This window comes from Lysobacter sp. KIS68-7 (assembly GCF_021284745.1).
In the GTDB taxonomy this organism is placed as follows: domain Bacteria; phylum Pseudomonadota; class Gammaproteobacteria; order Xanthomonadales; family Xanthomonadaceae; genus Noviluteimonas.
Window position 1 is genome coordinate 664,475 of the sequence record NZ_CP089925.1, and the last position, 19,886, is coordinate 684,360.

The following is a 19,886-nucleotide window of genomic DNA, read 5'->3' on the forward strand; positions in this document are numbered from 1 at the left end:
GTTGCCGCGCGTCTAGACCCGCTCGACTGCAGCCTTGATGTCGTTCAAGTCCTGCAGGATCGCGTTCCTCGCAACGCCCTTGAACAGGAGCCCCATCGGGATCGACATCAGTCGTGCTGCGAATCCTTGCGGCTGCGAGTCGTGGGCGCTGGTCAATGTCATGATGCCGTCGCGCTCCGTGATCGCAACCGTGGTCAGGAACACGAAGCCGCCATCTTCCGCGCGCGTTCGGTAGTACGAGTTCTCGACGGCCTCGGTGATCCACTTTTCCGCCGTCGCAGGCTTGCCGAACAACATGCGGGTCTCTCGCCACCGCATTCCAACGAGTCCGCTTGCGGGCGTTTCGAGCATCTCGATGCGCTCGATTCCTTTCATGAGTCGAGCGGCATTCGCAATGTCGGTAATCGCGACCTGGATCCGTCGATGCTGAGCTTGGCTTCAACGCGCATGTGAGTCCCCCGTGGTACGGCTCAGCTTAAGCAAAGCGGCGGATGCGCAACAAGCGTGTAGTCGACTAGTCTTTGCGGTCGCGTTGTCGAAAGGGAGCACCCCCCATGCGCCCGCGTCCTGTTGTGCTCTTCGCGCTTGCCGCAATCGGCACGCACTTCCCTGCAACGTCCGCATCGGCTGCCCCGATGCAGATCTACGGCGCATGGCACTGCTCCAACGATACCTGCGACTGGGCCACGCCGCGCTCGGTGACCGAGTTCGATGCGATGAACCACTGGCTGATCGATCGCGGCGATGGGCGTCCATCTGTCAACGTCATCGTGCTCAGCTTCGTGCATCCGCTGAAGCTGCTGAACCAGACAACGGATGCCGCCACGCTCAATGGCGTGCCCCGCGGCATGACGCCGTCGATCGTCAACTACTTCGCCAGCCGGAACATCCGCGTGATGGTGTCGATCGGCGGCAGCAACTACGCCGACGCGTGGAGCCAGGCCCTGGCGCAGGACGCCACGATGCTCGGATTGCGCGCCGCGCAACTGGCGACGCAACTGGGCGTCGGCATCGAGATCGATTACGAAGAGGACAACAATCCGGACCTCGCAGGGCTGCAGGACTTCATCACCGCGTATCGCTCCGTGATTCCGTACGACGCCACGGGCCGCAACAAGACGGCGCGACTCACCATCGACCTGGCGGCCGGCGACCAGTGGCTGATCGATCTCGGTCGCAAGGCCGCCACCGACTGGCTGCGCACGAACAGGCCCGTGCTCGATTACGCCAACGCCATGGTCCCGGACAAGCAACCGACCGCGGCCAACGCCATCGCGAACTGGAAGGAGCATGTCGTCGGCAAGCCGCTTTACGTGCCGGCCTATCCGCCGGTAGCGCCGGCCAAGCTCACCGCGGGGCTCTACCTGGCAGGCAGCACCCGAGTCCGCCCGGAGTGCAATCGGTTCTCCAAGTCGCTGCAGAAGTCGACGGGTAATTTCGTGCAGACGGTGGCGCCCAACGGCGCCGGAACGACAGCGGGACTCTTGGGCTTCATGTTCTGGGCGGCCGAACGTCCCTCGGGCGGCGTGACGACGCAGCCGCCCAACAGCTGCGAAGGCGGGATGGGTGTCGGGGCCAGGACCTACAACATTCCGATTCCGATGCCGGCGTTGCGGCAACAGTGAGCTAGCGGGGCGTCGATGCGCCTTGCGACCGCGGCGTCAAAATCGCCAATGCCACTGCCACGATGAAAAGCGCCGGCACGTCGCCTGCCATGTGCCCCATCTGCCCGGGCTGCGTGAACGACTGCACCGCCATGACGGCGCCGTGCACCACGCTGGACCAGATCGCAAACCAGATCAGGCTGAGGTTGGCCAACGGATCGCGTGCGGCGCGGATCAGGAACACGCCGAGCGTGGCGTACACACCCACGATCATCATCGGATAGGGCGAATACCCGACGTGCCAGGCCCAACCGGAGGGCCAGAACAGCATCAGTGGATAGAGCGCGAGGCACGCAAGGCCCGCCAATACCAGCGCAATGCGCAAATACCTGAGTCGATCGACTGCGGTCATGGCGAACTCCTCTCCGGCGTGGCCAGGGTAGCAAGACTAGAATGCACGTCCCCGTTTCCCGCAAAGTCCCCGCATATGGCGCTCAAGGCGACCGTGATCAAAGCCGAGCTCCAGCTCAGCGACCTGGATCGGCATCACTACGCGACCTACCCGCTCACCCTGGCCCAGCATCCGTCGGAGACGGACCAGCGGCTGATGGTGCGCCTGGTCGCGTTCGCGCTGTTCGCCAGCGAGCGCCTCGAATTCGGGAAGGGCCTGAGCAACGAGGAAGACCCCGATCTCTGGCGGCGCGATTACACGGGCGACATCGAGCTGTGGATCGACCTCGGGCAACCCGACGAGTCGCGCATTCGCAAGGCCTGCGGTCGCGCGCGCCAGGTCGTCGTCATCAACTACGGCGGTCGCGCCGCCGACTTGTGGTGGGACAAAAATGCCTCCGCGCTCGCGCGACTTGGCAACCTCACCGTCATCGACATCGACGCGGCTGCAGTCGACGCGCTGGCGGCGACCATGCAACGCAGCATGCAGATCAACGCGCTCATCCAGGACGGCGAGCTGCAGTTGATGGGCGACACCGGCACGGTGGTCGTGCACGCGCGCAAGCGCATGGCTTCGTCCACGCAAGCGACCTGATCGCGGGCCTCGGGCATGAGCGCGCATTTCGACGCCTTGATCGTCGGCGGCGGCGCCGCCGGACTGATGTGCGCGATCTCCGCAGGCCAGCGCGGCAAGCGCGTGTTGGTGGTCGAACATGCCAACCGCGTCGGCAAGAAGATCCTGATGTCGGGCGGCGGGCGCTGCAATTTCACCAACACCGGCGCGACGCCCGCCAACTACCTTTCCGCCAACCCGCATTTCTGCAAGTCCGCGCTCGCGCGCTACACGCCGTGGCATTTCATCGACATGGTCGAACGCCATGGCATCGCGTACCACGAGAAAGAGCTGGGCCAGTTGTTCTGCGACGAATCGTCCAAACTGATCGTGAAGATGCTGCTGGACGAGTGCGCAGCCGCGGGCGTGCGCGTGGAGACCAGTTGCAGCATCGAACGCGTGAGCCACGGCGATAGCGACGAGGCGCGGTTCCGTCTGCACACGACGCATGGTGTGTTTTCCGCGCCTGCGTTGGTCGTGGCGAGTGGTGGCCTGTCGATCCCGAGTATGGGCGCCAGCGGCTTCGGCTATGAACTCGCGCGGCAGTTCGGCCATGCGGTGTTGCCCACGCGCGCGGGCCTCGTGCCGCTCACGCTGAGCGGCAAACACCAGGAGCGCCTGGCCGATCTCAGCGGCGTTGCGTTCCCGGTGACTGCGCAATGCAATGGCACCAGTTTCAGCAACTATCTTCTGATCACGCACCGCGGCGTCAGCGGACCGGCGATCCTGCAGATCTCTTCGTTCTGGCAAGCGGGCGACGACCTGCGCCTGGATCTGCTGCCGGGGCAAGACGCGTTGGACACATTGCAGCAGTGGCAACGCGATCGCCCGGCCGCGGAACTCAAGACGGTACTCGGCGACGTGATCCCAAAGCGCTTCGCGCAACGCCTGTGCGAGCACTGGCTGCCCAATCGACCGATGAAGCAGTTCAGTGCCCCGCAGTTGCGCGAGATTGCGCAGGTGCTGAGCGACTGGGCGTTGGTGGCGAGCGGCACCGAGGGCTATCGCACCGCGGAGGTGACGCTCGGCGGCGTGGATACCGACGAACTGTCGTCGAGCACGATGCAGTCCAAGCGCGTGGCCGGGCTGTATTTCATCGGCGAGGTGGTCGACGTGACCGGGTGGCTCGGGGGTTACAACTTCCAGTGGGCCTGGGCGTCGGGGCGCGCGGCGGGCAACGCGCTGTAGTCGTCGGTAGCCGAACGCTTCTTCGAACGCACGGGCCGAGCCCCTCCGTAGTTTTACTTAGCCCCGCTCCGTGAAAGCCCCGAGGCGTGGCCCCGAGTGCTTACGCATGATGGCGCTCTGACCAACGACGTTGTCGGAGCAGGCCATGACCCGCATCGCTTTGTTGTCTTGCCTTGTCGCGCTGGCCTTCGGCCCGGCCGCCTGCAATCGCAGTTCGACTGAAGCAACGCCGGCCACTGCGTCGACGGCTGCGTCGGCACCGTCCACCGCGCAAGCGAAGACACCCGCCTACACCGACCAGGACATCAGCGACGCCTGGATCTATCTGCTCGGCCGCCTGCTCGTCCTGCGCCAGCAGAAGGCGGACCTGGCCGAAGGCTGGAAGTGGAACACGATGGTTCATCGCAAACCCGGCGCCGTGGATTGGCCGAACCCCAATCTCGATGTCGCCTACTCCGAAGCCTGGGTCGCCGTCGACGAGAACAGCTGCACCATCGTCACCGTGCCGAAGATCACCGGGCGCTACTACACCGTGCAGTTCCTCAACGGTTGGGGCGAGACGGTCGCGAACATCAACGAGCGCACGCAGGCGGCGCATCCGTCGGGCGACTTCGCGGTCTGCCTGAAAGGTGCAAACGTCACTTTGCCGCCGAACACGACGCGCATCGACGTGCCAGTGAAGTACATGCGCGTGCTGGCGCGTGTCGAACTGGGCGACCACTGGGACGAAGCCACGGCGTTGCAACACAAGTTCGGGATGCGCGCGACAGGCACGCCCACGCCGCCAACGCTGCCCGCCAGTCCCGACTTCGACGTGCAGCACCTGCCCGGCGTGGAAGCGTTCGAGAACGCGCCCGCGATCCTCGACAGCGAACAGGACATCAACGCCGGCATGGAAGGCGTTGCCGCGAAAGTGCGCGCCATCGCCGAAGGCATCCGTGATCCGGCCGAACGCGCACGCGTGGACAAGGTGGTGCGCGAGAAGGCGATGGCTGATCTCGGCAAGGCCGGGGCGCTCATCGGCCATGGCACCACCAGGGACGGATGGGTGCGCCCTGCCGTCGCCGGCACTTACAACGACGATTGGCCCGGCCGCACGCTGGTCAACATGGGCGGCATCTGGGCGAACCGGATGGACGAGGTCATCTATTACAAGTCGAGCATGGATGGCACCGGCGCGCAGCTCAACGGCGACCACGTTTACACGCTGACCTTCCCGAAGGATGCGCTGCCGCCGAAGTTCGCGGACTACTTCTGGTCGGTCATCGCGGTCGATCCGGTCCACGCACGCGTGCTGCCGAATCCGAAGAACCGGTTCCTGCTCAACCGCGAGACGAACCCGAAGCCCAATGCCGACGGCTCGCTGACACTGTTCTTCGCAGCAGACAAACCTGCGGACGCGCCCGATGGAAACTGGCTGCCCACGCCGAAGGGCCAGGACTATCGGCTGACATTCCGCTTCTACGGGCCGAAGGGTGGCGTCGCGGATGGCACCTACTACCCGCCGCCGCTGGTGAAGCGTTCCTGATGAAGCCGCTCGCGTCGATGGCGTCGTGTGCGCTCGCTGCCGCATTGGCGGCGTGCGCTGGCAGCGCGGTCGAACGCAGCGCGCCACCTCCCGCCGTCGCGCCGGTGCCCGAGTTGAAGCCCGGCGTGCCTGCGGGCTACCTGGGACGTGCGCTGCCCGACAGCCTCGCGCTGGTACCGCCACCACCTGCCGCGGGTTCGCCTGCATTCGCGCAGGACGAAGCAATCCACGCTGCCGCGCAAAAGCTGCGCGACGGACCACGCGGCGCGCTGGCGACTTCCGACGCCGACCTGCATTTTCCTCATGCGCCCGGCGCCTTCGACTGCGCACTCGGCACATCGATCACGCAGGAGGCGACGCCGCGCCTCTACCTGCTCATGCAACGCACGATGGTGGACGCCGGCATCGCGACGTATCGCGCGAAGGACCATTACAAACGCGAGCGCCCGTTCGTGCATTACAACGAAGGCACGTGCGCGCCGGGCGACGAGGCAGCGTTGCGCAACGATGGCTCCTATCCGTCGGGCCACACCTCGATCGGATGGGCCTGGGGCCTGATCCTCGTGGAGATCGCGCCCGACCGCGCCGATGCTTTGCTCGCGCGGGCGCGTGCGTTCGGCGAGAGCCGCTTGGTGTGCAACGCGCACTGGCAGAGCGATGTCCTCGCGGGGCGCACGGTGGCCGCCGCCGCGGTGGCGCGCCTGCATGCGGATCCCACCTTCGTTGCCGACGTCGCGGCGGCACGTGAAGAGGTGCAACGTGCCGCGCCCATCGATCCATCGAAGTGCACCGGCGAGGCAGCGCTCGACGCGCCGATCGCGGGCGTGCTTTAGCAAACCAGGAGCGAACACATGCCCCGGAACTCCGTCCTCGCCTGCGGCGCCGCCCTGGCCCTGCTCGCCGCCGCCACCTTCGCTGCCGACAAGGTGCCTTCCGTTCCCGTGCATTTCGAGAAGGGATCGAGCAGCGCGTCGATGAAGGGCAGCCTCTCCGGCTACGACAGCGTCGAGTATTCGCTGGGCGCGAAGGCCGGGCAGACGATGACGGTCAAGATCACCGGCAGCAGCAATGCCAACTTCAACGTCTTCGCGCCGGGCGAAAAGCCGGGCGCGTCCACCGCGATCGGGACGGGTTCCGTCGGCACGGATTGGTCCGGGACACTGCCGAAGTCGGGCGACTACACCATCCAGGTCTTCCAGATGCGCGCCTCCGCGCGTCGCGCGGAGGCGGTGCCGTTCACGATTGCGTTCGAGGTTCGATGAAGCTGCGGCGTGGCTAGTGCAAAGCCTTGAACGCCGCACGCATCTCCGATGCGAAGACCAGCGGCTCTTCCCACGCCGCGAAGTGCCCGCCCTTCTTCGCTTCGTTGAAGTAGACGAGGTTCGGGTAACCGCCCTCCGCCCAGCGCCGTGAGGGCTGGTAGATCTCGCCGGGGAAGACGGTGAACGCCGCGGGGATGGAGAACTTCTTCGGACCGAAGTACGGCGGCTTGTTGTCCCAATAGCTGCGGGCCGAGGAGACACCGGTGTTCGTCAGCCAATAGAGGGTGATGTTGTCGAGCACGTCGTCCCGCGTCAGCCGCTCCGGCGGCTGCCCTTCGGTCGGCGTGCGCATTGCCGCGAGGACCGCGGCTGCTGGTTGATCGTCGCCGTCGCCATGGTCGATCAGCCAGGCTGCGAGTGCGACCGGAGAATCCGCGAGTCCGTAGAGCGTTTGCGGACGCGTCGCCATTTCGATCGCGTAGCCCGCGTTCTTGACGAAGAAGCCCTGCAGCTTCTGGAGCGCGGCTTTCTCCTGGTCGGTTATGTCGGACGGCGGCGGTGCGCCGGTCTGGATCGTGTTCGACACGTTATCCGGAAGCGCGAACAGGAAGTTGGTGTGCACGCCCACGAGTTCCGCGGGCGCTGCGACCGCCATCGCGTCCGTGATCTGTCCGCCGACATCGCCGCCCTGCGCGACGAAGCGCGTGTATCCCAGGCGCTTCATCAATTCGACCCACGCGCGCGCCATGCGCGCATGATCCCAAGTCACCGTCGGCTTGGAGGAGAACCCATAGCCGGGGATCGACGGGATCACGACGTCGAAGGCGTCCTCCGCAGTGCCACCGAAGGCCGTGGGATCGGTGAGCGGGCCGATCAACTTGATCTGCTCGATGATCGAGCCGGGCCATCCGTGCGAGATGATCACGGGCAGCGCGCCCTTGTGCTTCGAACGCACGTGGATGAAGTGGATGTCGAGGCCGTCGATCTCGGTGACGAACTGCGGCAAGGCATTGAGCTTCGCTTCGCACTTGCGCCAGTCGTAGTCCGTGGCCCAGTAGCGCGCGAGTTCCTGCAGCGGGCCGAGCTGTACTCCCTGCGAAGTGTCCGTGACGTTTTCCTTTTCCGGCCACCTGGTCGCATTGATGCGACGCTTCATGTCGACCAGCTGTGTGTCGGGCGCTTTGAAGTGAAACGGACGAATGGCGCTACCGGCACTGGTTGTTGTTGCTTGTTGACTCATGGCTGCGTGTCCTCGCCGGGAAGGCGAAGACGCCGCGCGACGACACTAGGCCGCGCGCCGCACGGTCTGCGTCGCACCGGTGATGGTGGGGGGTCCATGCAGGGTCTGCCTTCAGGCGTGCGGCAGATATCACCTGCTTGGGTCGCAATCGGCTGTCTGACGGATTAGCTCACTTCGGCAAGTAATCGTTTGCCTCGACCAACTCCACCCCCGGCGCCTCGACGATGCACTGCCGCAACAAATACGCGTGCCCCTCACCGTAGAACACCACCGCGCGCCCACCCGCCGGCAGCGACTGCAGCAACCTGGCGCAGATCGCAAGATTGCGCGCATACCACGCACCGACCAGGCGCGCACCCGGCTGCGTGTCGCCATCGCCATAGCGCAGCATGTCCACGTAGAACCCATGGTTCTTGAGCGCGCGCTCTGGTGAGTTCATGTAGCGAAGCACCGATCCGATGCTGCCCTCGCGCACGCGCTCGCTGAGGTTCTGCACTTCGTGCCCCGCTCCCGCCAGCGCCGCATCCAATCGCGGTGCCATGCCGTGGCTGCTGGCGTAGGCCTTCACCGGATCGAACGGAAATTCCCCTTGCACGTCGATGCCGTGCACGCGCTCCAGCTCACGCAACTTCGCCAAGCGGAATCCCAACTGCACGACCTCGTTGCGCGAAGGCGGCAGCTTGCCGGCGCGGAAGCTCGCGTACTGCTCGTCCGTCTGCGCCTGCGGCCACTCCACCATGACCTCGGTCGGCGCGAACTTCGCAAGCGATGCGGCAACGGCGGCCAGTTCCTTCTGGCGTTTGTCCGTCAGCACGTCGTCGACCTGGACGTTGAAGACGTCGCGTCCCGGGTTGTCCAGGTGGAAGGTGCCGACGATCATGACTTTCGTCGGCGCCGGGTTCGCGGCCGTCTGTGCCGACGCATCGCCAGCGGCGATCAGCGCGCAAAGCAGCACCACCATCCTTGCGAACATGCGGGCACTCCTGCCAGGCGAGCGCGGGATTCTACTCGCCGAGCGACACGATGACATTGCCGACGGCCTTGCCGCCTTCCACCAGCGCATGGGCATCGGCGATCCGTTCCAGCGGAAGTTCGGCCGCGATGTTGTGCTGCAGGGCTCCGCTGGCGAGCAGGGCGGTCAACCCATCGATGGCACGCCGCCTGTCGCGCTCGGACAGGTGGTACACGATGAAGAAGTGGCACGAGATGTTCTTCAGGATGCCGGGCACGAAGGGCACCTCGACCATGGGGTGGCCGCTGCCGTAGATGACCACGTCACCATCGCGCGCCAGGAGGTCGAAATCGAGGGTGGCGTTCGCCGCGAAGTCGACTTCGATGATGCGATCAACCCCCCGCCCGTCCGTTGCCACGCGGATTGCTTCGCGCACGTCGGCGCGACGGTAGTCGATCGTCGCGTCGGCACCGGCGTCGCGCGCGAGTGTCGCCTTGGCTTCATTGCTGACGGTCGCGATCACCTGGGCAGCGCCCGTCAGGCGCGCCATCTGCACCGCGTAGTGCCCGACCGCGCCTGCGCCGCCGGCCACGAGCACGCGTTTTCCCTCCACGCCGCCGTGCATGTGCACGGCGTGGTACGCCGTCAACGCCGGAATACCGAGCAGCGCACCGACCTTGAGGTCCACGCCATCAGGCAACCTGACCGCCTGTTCGGCGGGCACGACGACGAACTCGGCCGCAGTGCCATCGGGCCGTCCCCAGGCCGCATTCCACAGCCACACGCGCTCCCCGACGCGCGCGGGATCGACGTCCTCGCCGACGGCATCGATGTGCCCCGCGCCATCGCTGTGCGGCGTGATCCGTGGAAACGGAAGCACGGCAGAGCGCGTGCCGGCGCGCGACTTCGTGTCGGACGGGTTCACGCCGGACCATTGCACGCGAACGCGCACGCAGCCGCGATCTGGCTCCGGTCGCGCAAGCTCTGCAATCGACAACACCTCGTGTGCAGGTCCTGTGCGTGTGTAGATGGCTGCGCGCATGTCGCAGGAATCGTACGCGCCGCTGCAGATGTCGCAACAGCCCCTTGTCGGTGATGGAACGACGCGTTAGCGTTCCGAACATGACGTGGGCGCGCGCACTGTCGCTTGGCTCTGCCCTGTGCGCGGTCGCCTGCACCGCGCACGCGCAGGACGCGCTCCTGGGCACCGTGCTGGAAGAACCCGGCAACGCCGGACTGGGCTTCCTCTTCCGCACCGAGACGTCCCCGTACATCGGTGCCGACCACCGCGACGACTTCCTGCCGCTATACCTCTACGAAGGCGAGCGCTTCTTCCTGCGTGCGAACCAAGTCGGCGTGCGCGTGTGGCACAACGACACGATGGGCTTCGAAGGATTCGCGGAGCGGCGCCTGGAAGGCTATCCGGAAGACGAAGCGCCTGCGTCATTGGAAGGCATGCGAGTGCGCAACACCGGCGCCGACCTCGGTGCGCGCTTCTACCTGCAGCACGGCGCATCGCGTTGGGACCTGAGCGTGCGGCACGACATCGCCAACCTCTCGCACGGCACCGAAGTGCGCGCCGGTTACGACTACACGATCCAGGGCGACCGCTGGCGCTTGCAGCCAGTCGTGTTGCTGTCGTGGCGCAGCGCCGACCTCAACGACTACTACTACGGCGTGTCGCCCCTGGAAGCGCGACCGGATCGCCCCGTCTACGACGCGGGCGCAGGTTGGAACGCCACGCTCGGGCTCTACGGCCAGTACAAGATCCTGCACAACTGGAGCCTCATCGGCGGCGCGTACGCCACGCAGGTGTCCTCCGAAATCCGCGACAGCCCGGTGGTGGAAGACAAGACGCGCTGGGGCGTGATGGCCGGTGCGGTCTACGACTTCGGCAACAGCCAGGTGCGTTGGGACGACGACAACACACCGACCTACATCAAGGTCTTCTACGGGCGCGACAGCGGCGAAGGCTGCCACCTGGTGCGCATCATGGCGCTGGCCTGCGTGAGCCTGAACGACGACGACCCGACCGACATCGTGGGCGTGCACGTCGGCCGCCCGTTCGTCTCGCGCTTCAACGGCTGGCCGGTCGACGTGATCGGCTACGCCGGCCTGCTGCGCCATCTCGAGAAAGGCCGCCAGCCCGACGGCTGGCAGATCGACGCCTACATGAAGGGCTTCTGGTACGGATTCCCCTGGAGCCATCGCGTGAACACGCGCCTGGGCTTCGGCATCGGCGTCTCCTACGCCGAGCGCGTGCCCTACACCGAAATCACCGCGCAGGCCCGCCGCGGGGAGAACACGTCGAAGCTGCTCAACTACCTGGAGCCGAGCGTCGACGTGAGCGTGGGCGACCTGTTCGGCAACAAGCGCTGGCACGACCTGTACTTCGGGTTCGCCGTGTCGCACCGCTCCGGCATCTTCGGCAGCTCGCAGCTGCTCGGGACCGTCGACGGCGGGTCCAACTACATCTACGCCTATCTCGAAGGGGCGTTCTGAAACGGCAGCGCCCGGGGGCGTCCCGTTTGGGCCGCCGGCTGCGTTTCTTTTCTTGATGAGCCATCGGGCAACCCCATGCTGACCCTCCGCCAGCTGCGCAAGCGCAAGGTCGGGCAATGGGTGCTCGGTTACACGGCGGTCGCGTGGGCCGCGTTGCAGGTGGCCGGCATGCTGGCCAGCACCTACGGCTGGTCGCCCACCGCGATGCGCGTGGGTGTGGCGCTGTCGGTCCTCGGGTTCTTCATCACGCTGGTCATCGCGTGGTTCCAGGGCGAGCGCGGGGTCCAGAAGGTCACGCGCGTCGAAGTGATCCTGATCGCGTTGATCATGGTCGTGGGCGGCGCCTGGTTGTGGCAGACGGTGCGCAACACGGCCGAATCGGAGGCCGTCCCCGGCACGCCGCTCGTGAGCGCGGGCATCCCCACGATCGAGCAGGATCCCTCCATCGCCGTGCTGCCGCTGGAGAACATGAGCACCGACAAGGAGCAGCAGTACTTCTCCGACGGTATTTCGGAAGAACTGCTCAACGTGCTGAACAAGGTGCCGGAGCTGCGCGTGATCGCGCGCACGTCGAGCTTCGCGTTCAAGGGCCAGGACATCGAGATCCCGGAGATCGCGCGCCGCCTGCACGTCGCGTCGATCCTGCAAGGCAGCGTGCGCAGGGCGGGCGGCCGTGTGCGCATCGCGGTGCAGTTGGTGCGCGCCACCGATGGCGCGCAGCTGTGGGCGGACACCTACGACCGCAACTTCGACGACATCTTCCAGGTGCAGGACGAGATCGCCGCCTCCGTCGTGGACCAACTGAAGATCAAGTTGCTGAAGGCACCGATCGTCACGCCCGTGGATCCCCGGGTGTATCCGCTGGTGCTCCAGGCACAGGCGCTGTTCGACCAGCAGAGCAAGGAGGGCCGCGCGCAGGCACTGCTCCTGTTCAAGCAGGCGCTGAACATCGCGCCGAACGAGTCGCGTGCGTGGGCGGGCCTGGGGCGCGTGTACATCAACCAATCCATCTACAGCGAAATGCCGCAGGCCGAAGCGGCGAAGCTGGCACGCGACGCGCTGAACAAGGCGTTGAGCATCGACCCGCGCAACGTCATCGCCATCACCGGCCTTGCGCGGCTGGCCGCGGACTTCGACTTCGACGCGCAGGCGGCCGCCGATTACAACAAGCGTGCGTTGCAGATCGAACCGAACAACCTGGTCGCCATCAACACGCTCGGCATCCTGCTCAGCAACGTGGGCCGCTTCGACGAAGCCCTGCCGCTGTACGACTACCGCGTGGCGCACGATCCCGCGAACCCCACCGCCTACAACAATCGCGGCATCACGCGTTATTACGCGCGGCAATGGGATGCGGCCATCGACGACTTCCGCAGCGCGCTGCGCCTGAGCCCTGCCTTCGTCGGCGCGCGCAACGGCATTGCCGCCTCGCTGCTGGCGGGCAAGGGCGACGCAGCCGGTGCGCTGCGCGAGATCGACCTCGAACCGGATGAAGCCTCGCGGCTGCAGGTGCGTGCGCTGGCCCTGTACTCCCTCGGCCGCACGCGAGAATCCAACGCGGCCCTGCAGCAGCTCATCAAGACCTATGGCGACCAGCAACCCACGCTGGTCGCGCTGGCGTACGCCTATCGCGTGGATCGCGACGAAGCGTTCAAGTGGCTGGGCAAAGCCGCGAGCAGCCACGACCCCGCCGCCACGTCGGTGGCCTTCGACGTCCTGGCCGACTCGCTGCGCGACGACCCGCGCTGGCAGCCCTTCCTGCACCAGATCGGCTATGCGCCGGAGCAACTGGCGAGCATCAAGATCGAGGTGCCGAAGCCGGGGACGTGATGCACGGGGTTAGCCTCACCCGACTAGGGGAGTCGCATCGCGCGATTCCGTCGTTCTCTCTGAGTGGGAGCCACAACAGAGAACGCCATGCAGATCCAGATCAAAAGAACGGTATGCCTGCTCGCCCTGGCCCTCGCCGCGACGGCGGCCATGGCCGCGACCCATTTCCTGCGCGCGCCGAGTGCGCGGCTTGGCTCGCCCAAGGTGATCATCGATTGGACGGAAGTCGGGCTGGGGAGCCTCGACAGCGTCAACTACGTGGCGAGCGCAACGGCCGGCGCGCGCTACCAGTGCGTCAACCGCGGCAACAACTGCCCGGCGGCTTCGAACAAGGAAGACGTGCTTGCGAATGTCTCCGTGGGCGGTACGTTCAACGTCGACAAGAACGGGAGGATCATCGGGACGCTGACCATTCCGGCGCCGCCTGGCACGTTGGTGTGTCCGGGGAATCAGAAGGTGGGGGTTGTCTCCGCCGTCTTCACCAACATCACCCTGACGGATTTGACCAACGGGATTACGACGCCGACCAATCCGTCGGCGCTGACGTACAACGGACCTGAGTGTCCGTAACCGATACGAGGAAAGAGCCCCGCCACGCGGGGCTCTTTCCTTACGACTGCACTAACAACCGCCGCTGCGGGCAGGATCACTCACGACAAGTTGCGTTGCCGCAACCTGCTTCGCGACACCCTGCACACCCGGCTCGGCGAGGCTGATGTGCCCCCGAATATCGAACTTCAGATTGACGACGTCGTCCTTGAATTTGATCGCGCCTTTCACGTCCGCGAAGTCCCCCGTGCCGTCCACGAGCGCGTGTTCGCAGCGACCGTGGATCTCTTCCGTGAAGTTGGCGTCCGTGTACTTCCCCGTGAAGGTGTAGGTCGTCTCGAATGTTCCGCACGCCGTGCCGTTGAGGCAGCCGACGAAGAGCTCGGTCCCTTGCTCGATGTACGTGCCGCTCGGGTTGAGCCTGGAGGCGGAGACATAGGTGTACCAGCAGCCGTCGAGGCTTCCGGAGAGATCGATCGGCGGGTAATCCCCTGTGTCGACGGGTGGACTCCCGACGGGCGGTTGACATGTGTTGTTGAACACGCCGATCGCGGAGACCTGCGTGGTCCCCGCAAGCGCCGGCGCGGACAGGATGGCGAACACCAATGACGTCATGGCCGCAGAGAGCAGGAAATGATGGGCTTTCATGGCGTTCTCCGTGGATGGGGCACCCCATCCAACGACCGAAAATCCCGTCCAGGGAAGTGACTCGGGGAGAAGTCACCGTGACCTGCCCCGCCGCATGAGCACGTGGTTATCGGGCATGCGCAACGCATCGGCGCCCGAACATGCTGACGCGGCGCCCGGTCCGGGGGCGATCCGCGCGCAGTTGGAAGCGATCCTCGCCAGCCCCCAGTTCGCCAACGCGCCAAGCATCGGGAAGATGTTGCGCTTCGTGGTCGAGCATGCGCTCGACGGCAAGGCCGATCGGCTGAAGGAATACACCCTCGGGGTCGAGGTCTTCGACCGAGGCGGCGACTTCGACCCGCGCCAGGACACGATCGTCCGCGTGCAGGCACGACGCCTGCGGGAACGTCTCACGGAGTACTACCGCTTGTCGGGCGCCGCCGACCCGGTCCGGATCAGTCTGCCCACGGGGCACTACGTGCCGACGTTCGAAGCAACCTCCTTCAATGCCGCACCTCTGCCGTCGCCGCGCCCGCGGATGGCGCTGTTGACGCTCGTGCTCGCCCTGGTGGCACTCGTTTCGCTCGCGGCCGTGTTCTGGCCAAGGGACGCCAGGAATCCTCCGTCGCCAACGGCTGCCGGCACCCCGAATCGGATCGCGGTGCTCGCCTTCACCGACCTCTCCCAGGCGCACGACCAGGAATACCTGGCCGACGGACTCGCGGAAGAAATCATCAACCAGCTCGCGCAGGTGCCGACGCTGCAGGTCATTGGTCGGACCTCAAGTTTTTCGTTCAAGGGCAAGAACGAAGACATGCGTGAGATCGGAAGGAAACTCGATGTCTCCCACCTGTTGGAAGGCAGCGTGCGCAGGGACGGCGACCAGCTGCGCATCACGACGCAGCTGATCCGGGCCGACGATGGCTCGCACGTCTGGTCGAAGACCTACGCACGCGAGGTGCGCGACGTCTTTACCGTCCAGGAGGAGATCGCCCGCGACGTGGCGCAGGCCATGAGCGTGAAGCTGGACGCCGCGGCCTTCAATCGCGAACAAGGCGGAACGACCAACGTGGAGGCGTACGAACGCTTCCTGCGTTATCGCAGCATCGTGATGCGCGAACTGTTCGACGCCCAACACAACCGCGAACGCCTGCAACTGGCGCGCGAGATGGTCGCGCTGGATCCGCAGTGCGCGCTGTGCTGGGACATGTTGGCGAGCGCGCTTGACCAAATGGCCCAGGGGCTCGGCGACCCGCAGGCAAAGCAGTTCAGGGCCGAAGCGCTGCAGGCCCGCGCGCACATCGGCCAGATCGCGCCGAACAGTTGGCTGGCGAAGCTCCACCGCGCGAATGCGATGTGGCGCGAAGGCAAGCGCGCCGAAGCCCTCGCGCTTGCGAAGCAGGTCGCGGATTCCGGCCCGTCGACATGGGAGCGCATGGGCGACTACGCCTGGATGCTCTTTGCCCTCGGCCACCTGGACGAGACCGTGGCGCTGGTCGAGCGGGCGCGCGCGCTCGATCCGATGGCGATGTACCTGTCCCGCGACCTGCAGTTCGACTACATCGCCGCGCGCCGGCATGACGAGGCCGAGGCCGAGTACCAACGAGGACGGACACTGGAAGGCAGCCAGCTCGGCCCTGACTTTGTCGCCTTCTTCCGCCAGTTGGCCGGCAAGCGACCCGGCGGGGTGAAGGAGTTGCGCGAACTGCATGCCCGGATGGGCCAGCAGGAAAAAAGATTCGACACGCAAGCCTTCCGCGACCTGGGCCAGGTGCTGGGCGATCGCAACGCCATGCTTGCCGTCACGCGCAAGGCGCTGGCCGATGACGCATACGGCGGCGAGATCACCGACGTGTGGGCCGAAGTGGCGGATGCGCTCGGTGATGCGGACCTGACTGCCATCGCCGTGCGCAAGCAACTGGAGTCTTCCGAGGGGTTCAAGGAAGGCACGATGACGCCTGTGCCCTATAACGTCTTTTGGGTCGTTCCCTACTCCAGTGTCCGCTCCCATCCGGAGTTCAAGAGGCTGCTGGTCGAAACGGGTGTGGTGGATTACTGGCGGAAGACCGGCAAATGGGGCGATGGGTGTGGGCCGGTGGGCGAGACGGACTTTCAGTGCAGATGACGGGCGCTTGTCTCGGAGTGGCTGAAAAGGTCCAGCGACGGTTTGTAGACCGTGCTGCTGCCACCAAAGGCGCCCAACACGCTGTGGAAAACGTTGTCGTCGCCGAACGGGGCCCTGGAGAGAATCTCGTTGGGCGAAATCGCCTTGGCTTCGCTGAAGGCGGGAGACATCCATACGAGGAATGGCACGTCCCGTTGGACATCGGGCGCGACGGAATTCGGAGCGCCATGGAGATAGAACCCGCGCTCTCCCAATGATTCGCCGTGATCGGAAATGTAGATCATGGTCGAGGCGCTGTCCGGGACCGCTTCCAGGAGCTTGATCGTGTCGGCGAGGAAGTGATCCGTGTAGACGATGGTGTTGTCGTAGGCATTGACGAGCGAGGCGTGCGTGCAGGTGCTGACATCCACCGACGCGCAGACTGGCTGGAAACGTGCGAACGCCTCCGGAACATCGCGGTCGTACCGGGGGCCGTGGCTGCCCCGCGCGTGCAGCACGACGAAGATCCGCGGGGACGTGGAGCGGGCAAGCATTTCCCCAAGGCGATCAAGCAGCGCCTCGTCGTATTGCTTGCGGATCTCGCCCACGCGCTCGTAATGCGCGATCTTCAGCGGCGGCTCCCCCCAGTTGTTGGATCGCCAGATGACCTCGACGCCGTGGCGTTGCAGGTAGTTGGGGAGGATCTCCTGGCTGACGTTTGCCGGCGCATCGCCCCCGACGTGCGACAACATGCAGCGGATCGCTGCCGTCGTATAGGTCGCGCACGCATGGACATCGGGCAAGACGATGACGCCGGCCTTGGCGAGCTCCGGGTTTGTATTCCTGCCGTACCCGTAAAGGGAGAAGTTGCTTGCGCGTGCTGATTCGCCGATCACCAGTACCACGATGATCTTGCGTTCCGGGTGCGCATTGGGAATGAAGTGCAAGGGCGGCAGCGGTACTTGCTTGCGGTTCGCATCGGCGACGGCCTCCAGATAGCGCGTCGTGTTCGCGAGGTAGGACCACGGCAGCATCAATCCGCCCAGGCGCTTGGCGTGTTCGTCGAACCATGGCCACGTCGACGATCCTGCATACACCATGGCGGCACCGAAAACGACAGTGGCGATCAGCAAGCGAAGGCGGCGCAGACGGGTGGAGCCTGTGATGGACGTCGTGGCGACGATGGACGCAGGCAACAGGCCAAGCAGGAACAGGTAGACGATGATCTTCGGGTGGAACAGGTCGAAGGTCTGCTGACGATCGGTGTCGACGACGTTGCCCATCATCGTCTTGTCGAGCAGGACGTTGTACGTCTCGATGAAATAGAGCGCGATGGCATTGCCGATGAGCAACGCGATGCAGACCAGCTTCATCGCCCGCAGGGAGAGGAGCGATGCCGAGGTCAGCAACATCACCATCAAGACCACCTGCAAACCGCTCAGGATCAGCAGATCCAGCATGCCGGGCCATGAGATCGCGCGGGTGGTGGAAGCCGCGAAGGAAAACAGCGGCCATCCGAACAACAGCATGTTCGCCAGGGTGAACCCGAAAACGAACGTCGGGTATCCGCAGCTGAAAGGGAAGCCAGGAATGTTTCGCGCGATGCGCTTGAGCAGCACGAAGCCTCCCGGCGCTGAGCCAAGTCGAGCATAGCCGAGCGCCCGAGGGTCCGCTTTGGGTCGACAGCAGCCACTCGCTTCGTGTGTGTCCGCTCTCGCCCAGAGCGGACCGCGTGCCTCCGCGCCTAAAATGTCGCGCCCACCCGCGCCATCGGATGCCCCGCATGTTGCGACTGACCGACCTCAAGCTGCCGCTGGACCACCCCGAGCCGGCGCTGCGCGAGGCGATCCTGGCCCGGCTGGGCATCGCCCCCGGCGAGCTGGCGGGCTACACCGTCGCCAAACGCAGCTACGACGCGCGCCGACGCGGCGCGATCGTGCTGATCTATTCGGTCGACGTCGACACCCCGCGCGAAGCCGACATCCTGCGGCGGCTGGAGCTGGACGGCGACAGCAGCAAGGTGATGCCCACGCCAGACACCCGCTACAAGTTCGTGGCGCGCGCGCCGGACAAGCTTCCGCTGCGCCCCCTTGTGATCGGCATGGGGCCGTGCGGCCTGTTCGCAGGCCTCGTGCTCGCGCAGATGGGCTTCCGGCCCATCATCCTCGAGCGCGGCAAGGCCGTGCGCGAGCGCACCAAGGACACTTGGGGCCTGTGGCGCAAGAAGGTGCTCAATCCGGAATCCAACGTGCAGTTCGGCGAAGGCGGTGCGGGCACGTTCTCCGACGGCAAGCTGTGGAGCCAGATCAGCGACCCGAAGCATTACGGGCGCAAGGTGATCGACGAGTTCGTCCGGGCTGGCGCGCCGGAGGAGATCGCGTACGTCAGCAAACCGCACATCGGCACGTTCCGCCTGGTGTCCATGGTGGAGCAGATGCGCGCGACGATCGAATCCCTGGGCGGGGAGATTCGATTCAGCCAGCGCGTCGACGATCTGCTGGTCGAAACCGATCGCGCCGGCGTGCGCCACGTGCGCGGCGTGACGCTCGAAGGCGGCGAGCAACTGCGCGCCGACCACGTCGTGCTCGCGCTCGGTCACAGCGCACGCGACACGTTCGCGATGCTGCATGCGCGCGGTGTTTTCGTCGAAGCCAAGCCGTTCTCGATCGGTTTCCGCATCGAGCATCCGCAATCGCTGATCGACAACGCCCGCTTCGGCCCGCAGGCCGGGCATCCGCTGCTCGGGGCAGCCGATTACAAGCTCGTGCACCACTGCCGCAACGGCCGCTCGGTCTACAGCTTCTGCATGTGCCCCGGCGGCACCGTGGTCGCCGCGGCCAGCGAGCCCGGGCGCGTGGTCACCAATGGCATGAGCCAGTATTCGCGCAACGAGCGCAACGCAAATGCAGCGATCGTCTGCGGCATCACGCCCGAGGACTACGCGCCCTATGGAGAGGGTCCGCTCGCCGGCATTGCGCTGCAACGGCATTGGGAAGCGCGCGCGTTCGAACTCGGCGGCGGAGACTACGAAGCGCCGGGGCAGTTGGTGGGCGATTTCCTGAAGGATCGAGCGTCGAGCGCGTTCGGTGCGGTGCTCCCCTCCTACAAGCCGGGCGTGCGCCTGGGCGATCTCGCACCCTCGCTGCCGGAGTACGCGATCGCGGCGATCCGCGAGGCGCTACCGGCGTTCGAAAAGCAGGTCCGCGGGTTTGCGATGCACGACGCGGTGTTGACCGGTGTCGAAACCCGCACGTCCTCGCCGGTGCGCGTCACGCGTGGCGAGGACGGCCACAGCCTCAATACGCGCGGGCTGTTCCCGGCCGGCGAAGGCGCGGGCTACGCGGGCGGCATCCTGTCGGCTGGCGTCGATGGCATCCGCACGGCCGAAGCGGTCGCGCTCGATATTCTTTCCCGCACCGCGCGCGTCGCTTAGCCCC

The 19,886-nt window shown here is 65.8% G+C and carries 18 protein-coding genes; 11 read left to right on the plus strand and 7 right to left on the minus strand.

What is annotated here, in order from left to right; all coding sequences use genetic code 11:
- Positions 1-12: 12 nt before the first annotated feature.
- On the minus strand, positions 13-297 hold the full coding sequence (locus LVB87_RS03190; RefSeq protein ID WP_232899474.1) for a hypothetical protein: 285 nt from the start codon (positions 295-297) through the stop codon (positions 13-15).
- A gap of 257 nt (positions 298-554) precedes the next feature.
- Here LVB87_RS03190 and LVB87_RS03195 point away from each other — a divergent pair, with 257 nt between their 5' ends.
- On the plus strand, positions 555-1,625 hold the full coding sequence (locus LVB87_RS03195; RefSeq protein ID WP_232899475.1) for a hypothetical protein: 1,071 nt from the start codon (positions 555-557) through the stop codon (positions 1,623-1,625).
- 1 nt (position 1,626) lies between these two features.
- Here the strand turns inward: LVB87_RS03195 and LVB87_RS03200 are convergent, their stop codons facing one another.
- Positions 1,627-2,016 (minus strand): DUF6632 domain-containing protein, encoded by a 390-nt coding sequence (locus LVB87_RS03200; RefSeq protein WP_232899476.1) that lies wholly within the window; start codon positions 2,014-2,016, stop codon positions 1,627-1,629.
- A gap of 75 nt (positions 2,017-2,091) precedes the next feature.
- On the opposite strand from LVB87_RS03200, the gene LVB87_RS03205 reads away from it, so the two are divergent.
- The 5 genes from LVB87_RS03205 (at position 2,092) to LVB87_RS03225 (ending at position 6,645) form a co-directional block, all read left to right on the plus strand.
- On the plus strand, positions 2,092-2,649 hold the full coding sequence (locus LVB87_RS03205; RefSeq protein ID WP_232899477.1) for a YaeQ family protein: 558 nt from the start codon (positions 2,092-2,094) through the stop codon (positions 2,647-2,649).
- Between the two features lie 15 nt (positions 2,650-2,664).
- The gene (locus tag LVB87_RS03210) at positions 2,665-3,855 is read left to right on the plus strand and encodes an NAD(P)/FAD-dependent oxidoreductase (RefSeq protein WP_232899478.1); all 1,191 of its coding nucleotides are present in this window, start codon (positions 2,665-2,667) and stop codon (positions 3,853-3,855) included.
- 145 nt (positions 3,856-4,000) lie between these two features.
- Positions 4,001-5,383, plus strand: a complete 1,383-nt coding sequence (locus tag LVB87_RS03215; protein ID WP_232899479.1) for a DUF1214 domain-containing protein — start codon at positions 4,001-4,003, stop codon at positions 5,381-5,383.
- Positions 5,383-6,216, plus strand: coding sequence for a phosphatase PAP2 family protein (locus LVB87_RS03220; RefSeq protein ID WP_232899480.1), 834 nt, complete (start codon positions 5,383-5,385; stop codon positions 6,214-6,216). Before LVB87_RS03215 ends, LVB87_RS03220 begins: the two co-directional genes overlap by 1 nt.
- Positions 6,217-6,234: 18 nt before the next feature.
- Positions 6,235-6,645, plus strand: coding sequence for a g-type lysozyme inhibitor (locus tag LVB87_RS03225; RefSeq protein WP_232899481.1), 411 nt, complete (start codon positions 6,235-6,237; stop codon positions 6,643-6,645).
- 13 nt (positions 6,646-6,658) lie between these two features.
- On the opposite strand, the gene LVB87_RS03230 is transcribed toward LVB87_RS03225, so the two are convergent.
- The 3 genes from LVB87_RS03230 to LVB87_RS03240 form a co-directional block, all read right to left on the minus strand.
- Positions 6,659-7,801: an epoxide hydrolase gene (locus tag LVB87_RS03230; protein WP_232899482.1), complete on the minus strand. Its 1,143-nt coding sequence runs from the start codon at positions 7,799-7,801 to the stop codon at positions 6,659-6,661.
- 253 nt (positions 7,802-8,054) lie between these two features.
- Entirely contained in the window at positions 8,055-8,858 is an 804-nt protein-coding gene (locus LVB87_RS03235) for a DUF5694 domain-containing protein (protein WP_232899483.1), read from the minus strand.
- A gap of 31 nt (positions 8,859-8,889) precedes the next feature.
- Positions 8,890-9,879 carry an NADPH:quinone reductase gene (locus LVB87_RS03240; RefSeq protein ID WP_232899484.1) on the minus strand — a complete coding sequence of 330 codons (990 nt, stop codon included), beginning with the start codon at positions 9,877-9,879 and terminating at the stop codon, positions 8,890-8,892.
- Between the two features lie 80 nt (positions 9,880-9,959).
- On the opposite strand from LVB87_RS03240, the gene LVB87_RS03245 reads away from it, so the two are divergent.
- From LVB87_RS03245 to LVB87_RS03255, 3 genes are all read left to right on the plus strand, one after another.
- On the plus strand, positions 9,960-11,339 hold the full coding sequence (locus LVB87_RS03245; RefSeq protein ID WP_232899485.1) for a MipA/OmpV family protein: 1,380 nt from the start codon (positions 9,960-9,962) through the stop codon (positions 11,337-11,339).
- A gap of 75 nt (positions 11,340-11,414) precedes the next feature.
- Positions 11,415-13,169, plus strand: coding sequence for a hypothetical protein (locus LVB87_RS03250; protein ID WP_232899486.1), 1,755 nt, complete (start codon positions 11,415-11,417; stop codon positions 13,167-13,169).
- 87 nt (positions 13,170-13,256) lie between these two features.
- Entirely contained in the window at positions 13,257-13,739 is a 483-nt protein-coding gene (locus tag LVB87_RS03255) for a hypothetical protein (RefSeq protein WP_232899487.1), read from the plus strand.
- A gap of 51 nt (positions 13,740-13,790) precedes the next feature.
- Here LVB87_RS03255 and LVB87_RS03260 read toward each other — a convergent pair whose 3' ends face one another.
- Positions 13,791-14,366 (minus strand): hypothetical protein, encoded by a 576-nt coding sequence (locus tag LVB87_RS03260; protein ID WP_232899488.1) that lies wholly within the window; start codon positions 14,364-14,366, stop codon positions 13,791-13,793.
- 115 nt (positions 14,367-14,481) lie between these two features.
- Here LVB87_RS03260 and LVB87_RS03265 point away from each other — a divergent pair, with 115 nt between their 5' ends.
- Positions 14,482-16,470 carry a hypothetical protein gene (locus tag LVB87_RS03265; RefSeq protein WP_232899489.1) on the plus strand — a complete coding sequence of 663 codons (1,989 nt, stop codon included), beginning with the start codon at positions 14,482-14,484 and terminating at the stop codon, positions 16,468-16,470.
- On the opposite strand, the gene eptA is transcribed toward LVB87_RS03265, so the two are convergent.
- Complete coding sequence (gene eptA / locus LVB87_RS03270; RefSeq protein ID WP_232899490.1) at positions 16,458-18,068, minus strand: phosphoethanolamine--lipid A transferase EptA; 1,611 nt, start codon at positions 18,066-18,068, stop codon at positions 16,458-16,460. The genes LVB87_RS03265 and eptA overlap by 13 nt on opposite strands.
- Before the next feature lie 164 nt (positions 18,069-18,232).
- Here eptA and LVB87_RS03275 point away from each other — a divergent pair, with 164 nt between their 5' ends.
- Entirely contained in the window at positions 18,233-19,882 is a 1,650-nt protein-coding gene (locus tag LVB87_RS03275) for an NAD(P)/FAD-dependent oxidoreductase (RefSeq protein WP_232899491.1), read from the plus strand.
- Positions 19,883-19,886: the final 4 nt, after the last annotated feature.

Bases quoted from the DNA above. Each gene is read 5' to 3' on its own strand.
- LVB87_RS03190 (WP_232899474.1), bottom strand. From the start codon at position 297: ATGTTGTTCGGCAAGCCTGCGACGGCGGAAAAGTGGATCACCGAGGCC.
- LVB87_RS03195 (WP_232899475.1), top strand. From the start codon at position 555: ATGCGCCCGCGTCCTGTTGTGCTCTTCGCGCTTGCCGCAATCGGCACG.
- LVB87_RS03200 (WP_232899476.1), bottom strand. From the start codon at position 2,016: ATGACCGCAGTCGATCGACTCAGGTATTTGCGCATTGCGCTGGTATTG.
- LVB87_RS03205 (WP_232899477.1), top strand. From the start codon at position 2,092: ATGGCGCTCAAGGCGACCGTGATCAAAGCCGAGCTCCAGCTCAGCGAC.
- LVB87_RS03210 (WP_232899478.1), top strand. From the start codon at position 2,665: ATGAGCGCGCATTTCGACGCCTTGATCGTCGGCGGCGGCGCCGCCGGA.
- LVB87_RS03215 (WP_232899479.1), top strand. From the start codon at position 4,001: ATGACCCGCATCGCTTTGTTGTCTTGCCTTGTCGCGCTGGCCTTCGGC.
- LVB87_RS03220 (WP_232899480.1), top strand. From the start codon at position 5,383: ATGAAGCCGCTCGCGTCGATGGCGTCGTGTGCGCTCGCTGCCGCATTG.
- LVB87_RS03225 (WP_232899481.1), top strand. From the start codon at position 6,235: ATGCCCCGGAACTCCGTCCTCGCCTGCGGCGCCGCCCTGGCCCTGCTC.
- LVB87_RS03230 (WP_232899482.1), bottom strand. From the start codon at position 7,801: ATGAAGCGTCGCATCAATGCGACCAGGTGGCCGGAAAAGGAAAACGTC.
- LVB87_RS03235 (WP_232899483.1), bottom strand. From the start codon at position 8,858: ATGTTCGCAAGGATGGTGGTGCTGCTTTGCGCGCTGATCGCCGCTGGC.
- LVB87_RS03240 (WP_232899484.1), bottom strand. From the start codon at position 9,879: ATGCGCGCAGCCATCTACACACGCACAGGACCTGCACACGAGGTGTTG.
- LVB87_RS03245 (WP_232899485.1), top strand. From the start codon at position 9,960: ATGACGTGGGCGCGCGCACTGTCGCTTGGCTCTGCCCTGTGCGCGGTC.
- LVB87_RS03250 (WP_232899486.1), top strand. From the start codon at position 11,415: ATGCTGACCCTCCGCCAGCTGCGCAAGCGCAAGGTCGGGCAATGGGTG.
- LVB87_RS03255 (WP_232899487.1), top strand. From the start codon at position 13,257: ATGCAGATCCAGATCAAAAGAACGGTATGCCTGCTCGCCCTGGCCCTC.
- LVB87_RS03260 (WP_232899488.1), bottom strand. From the start codon at position 14,366: ATGAAAGCCCATCATTTCCTGCTCTCTGCGGCCATGACGTCATTGGTG.
- LVB87_RS03265 (WP_232899489.1), top strand. From the start codon at position 14,482: ATGCGCAACGCATCGGCGCCCGAACATGCTGACGCGGCGCCCGGTCCG.
- LVB87_RS03275 (WP_232899491.1), top strand. From the start codon at position 18,233: ATGTTGCGACTGACCGACCTCAAGCTGCCGCTGGACCACCCCGAGCCG.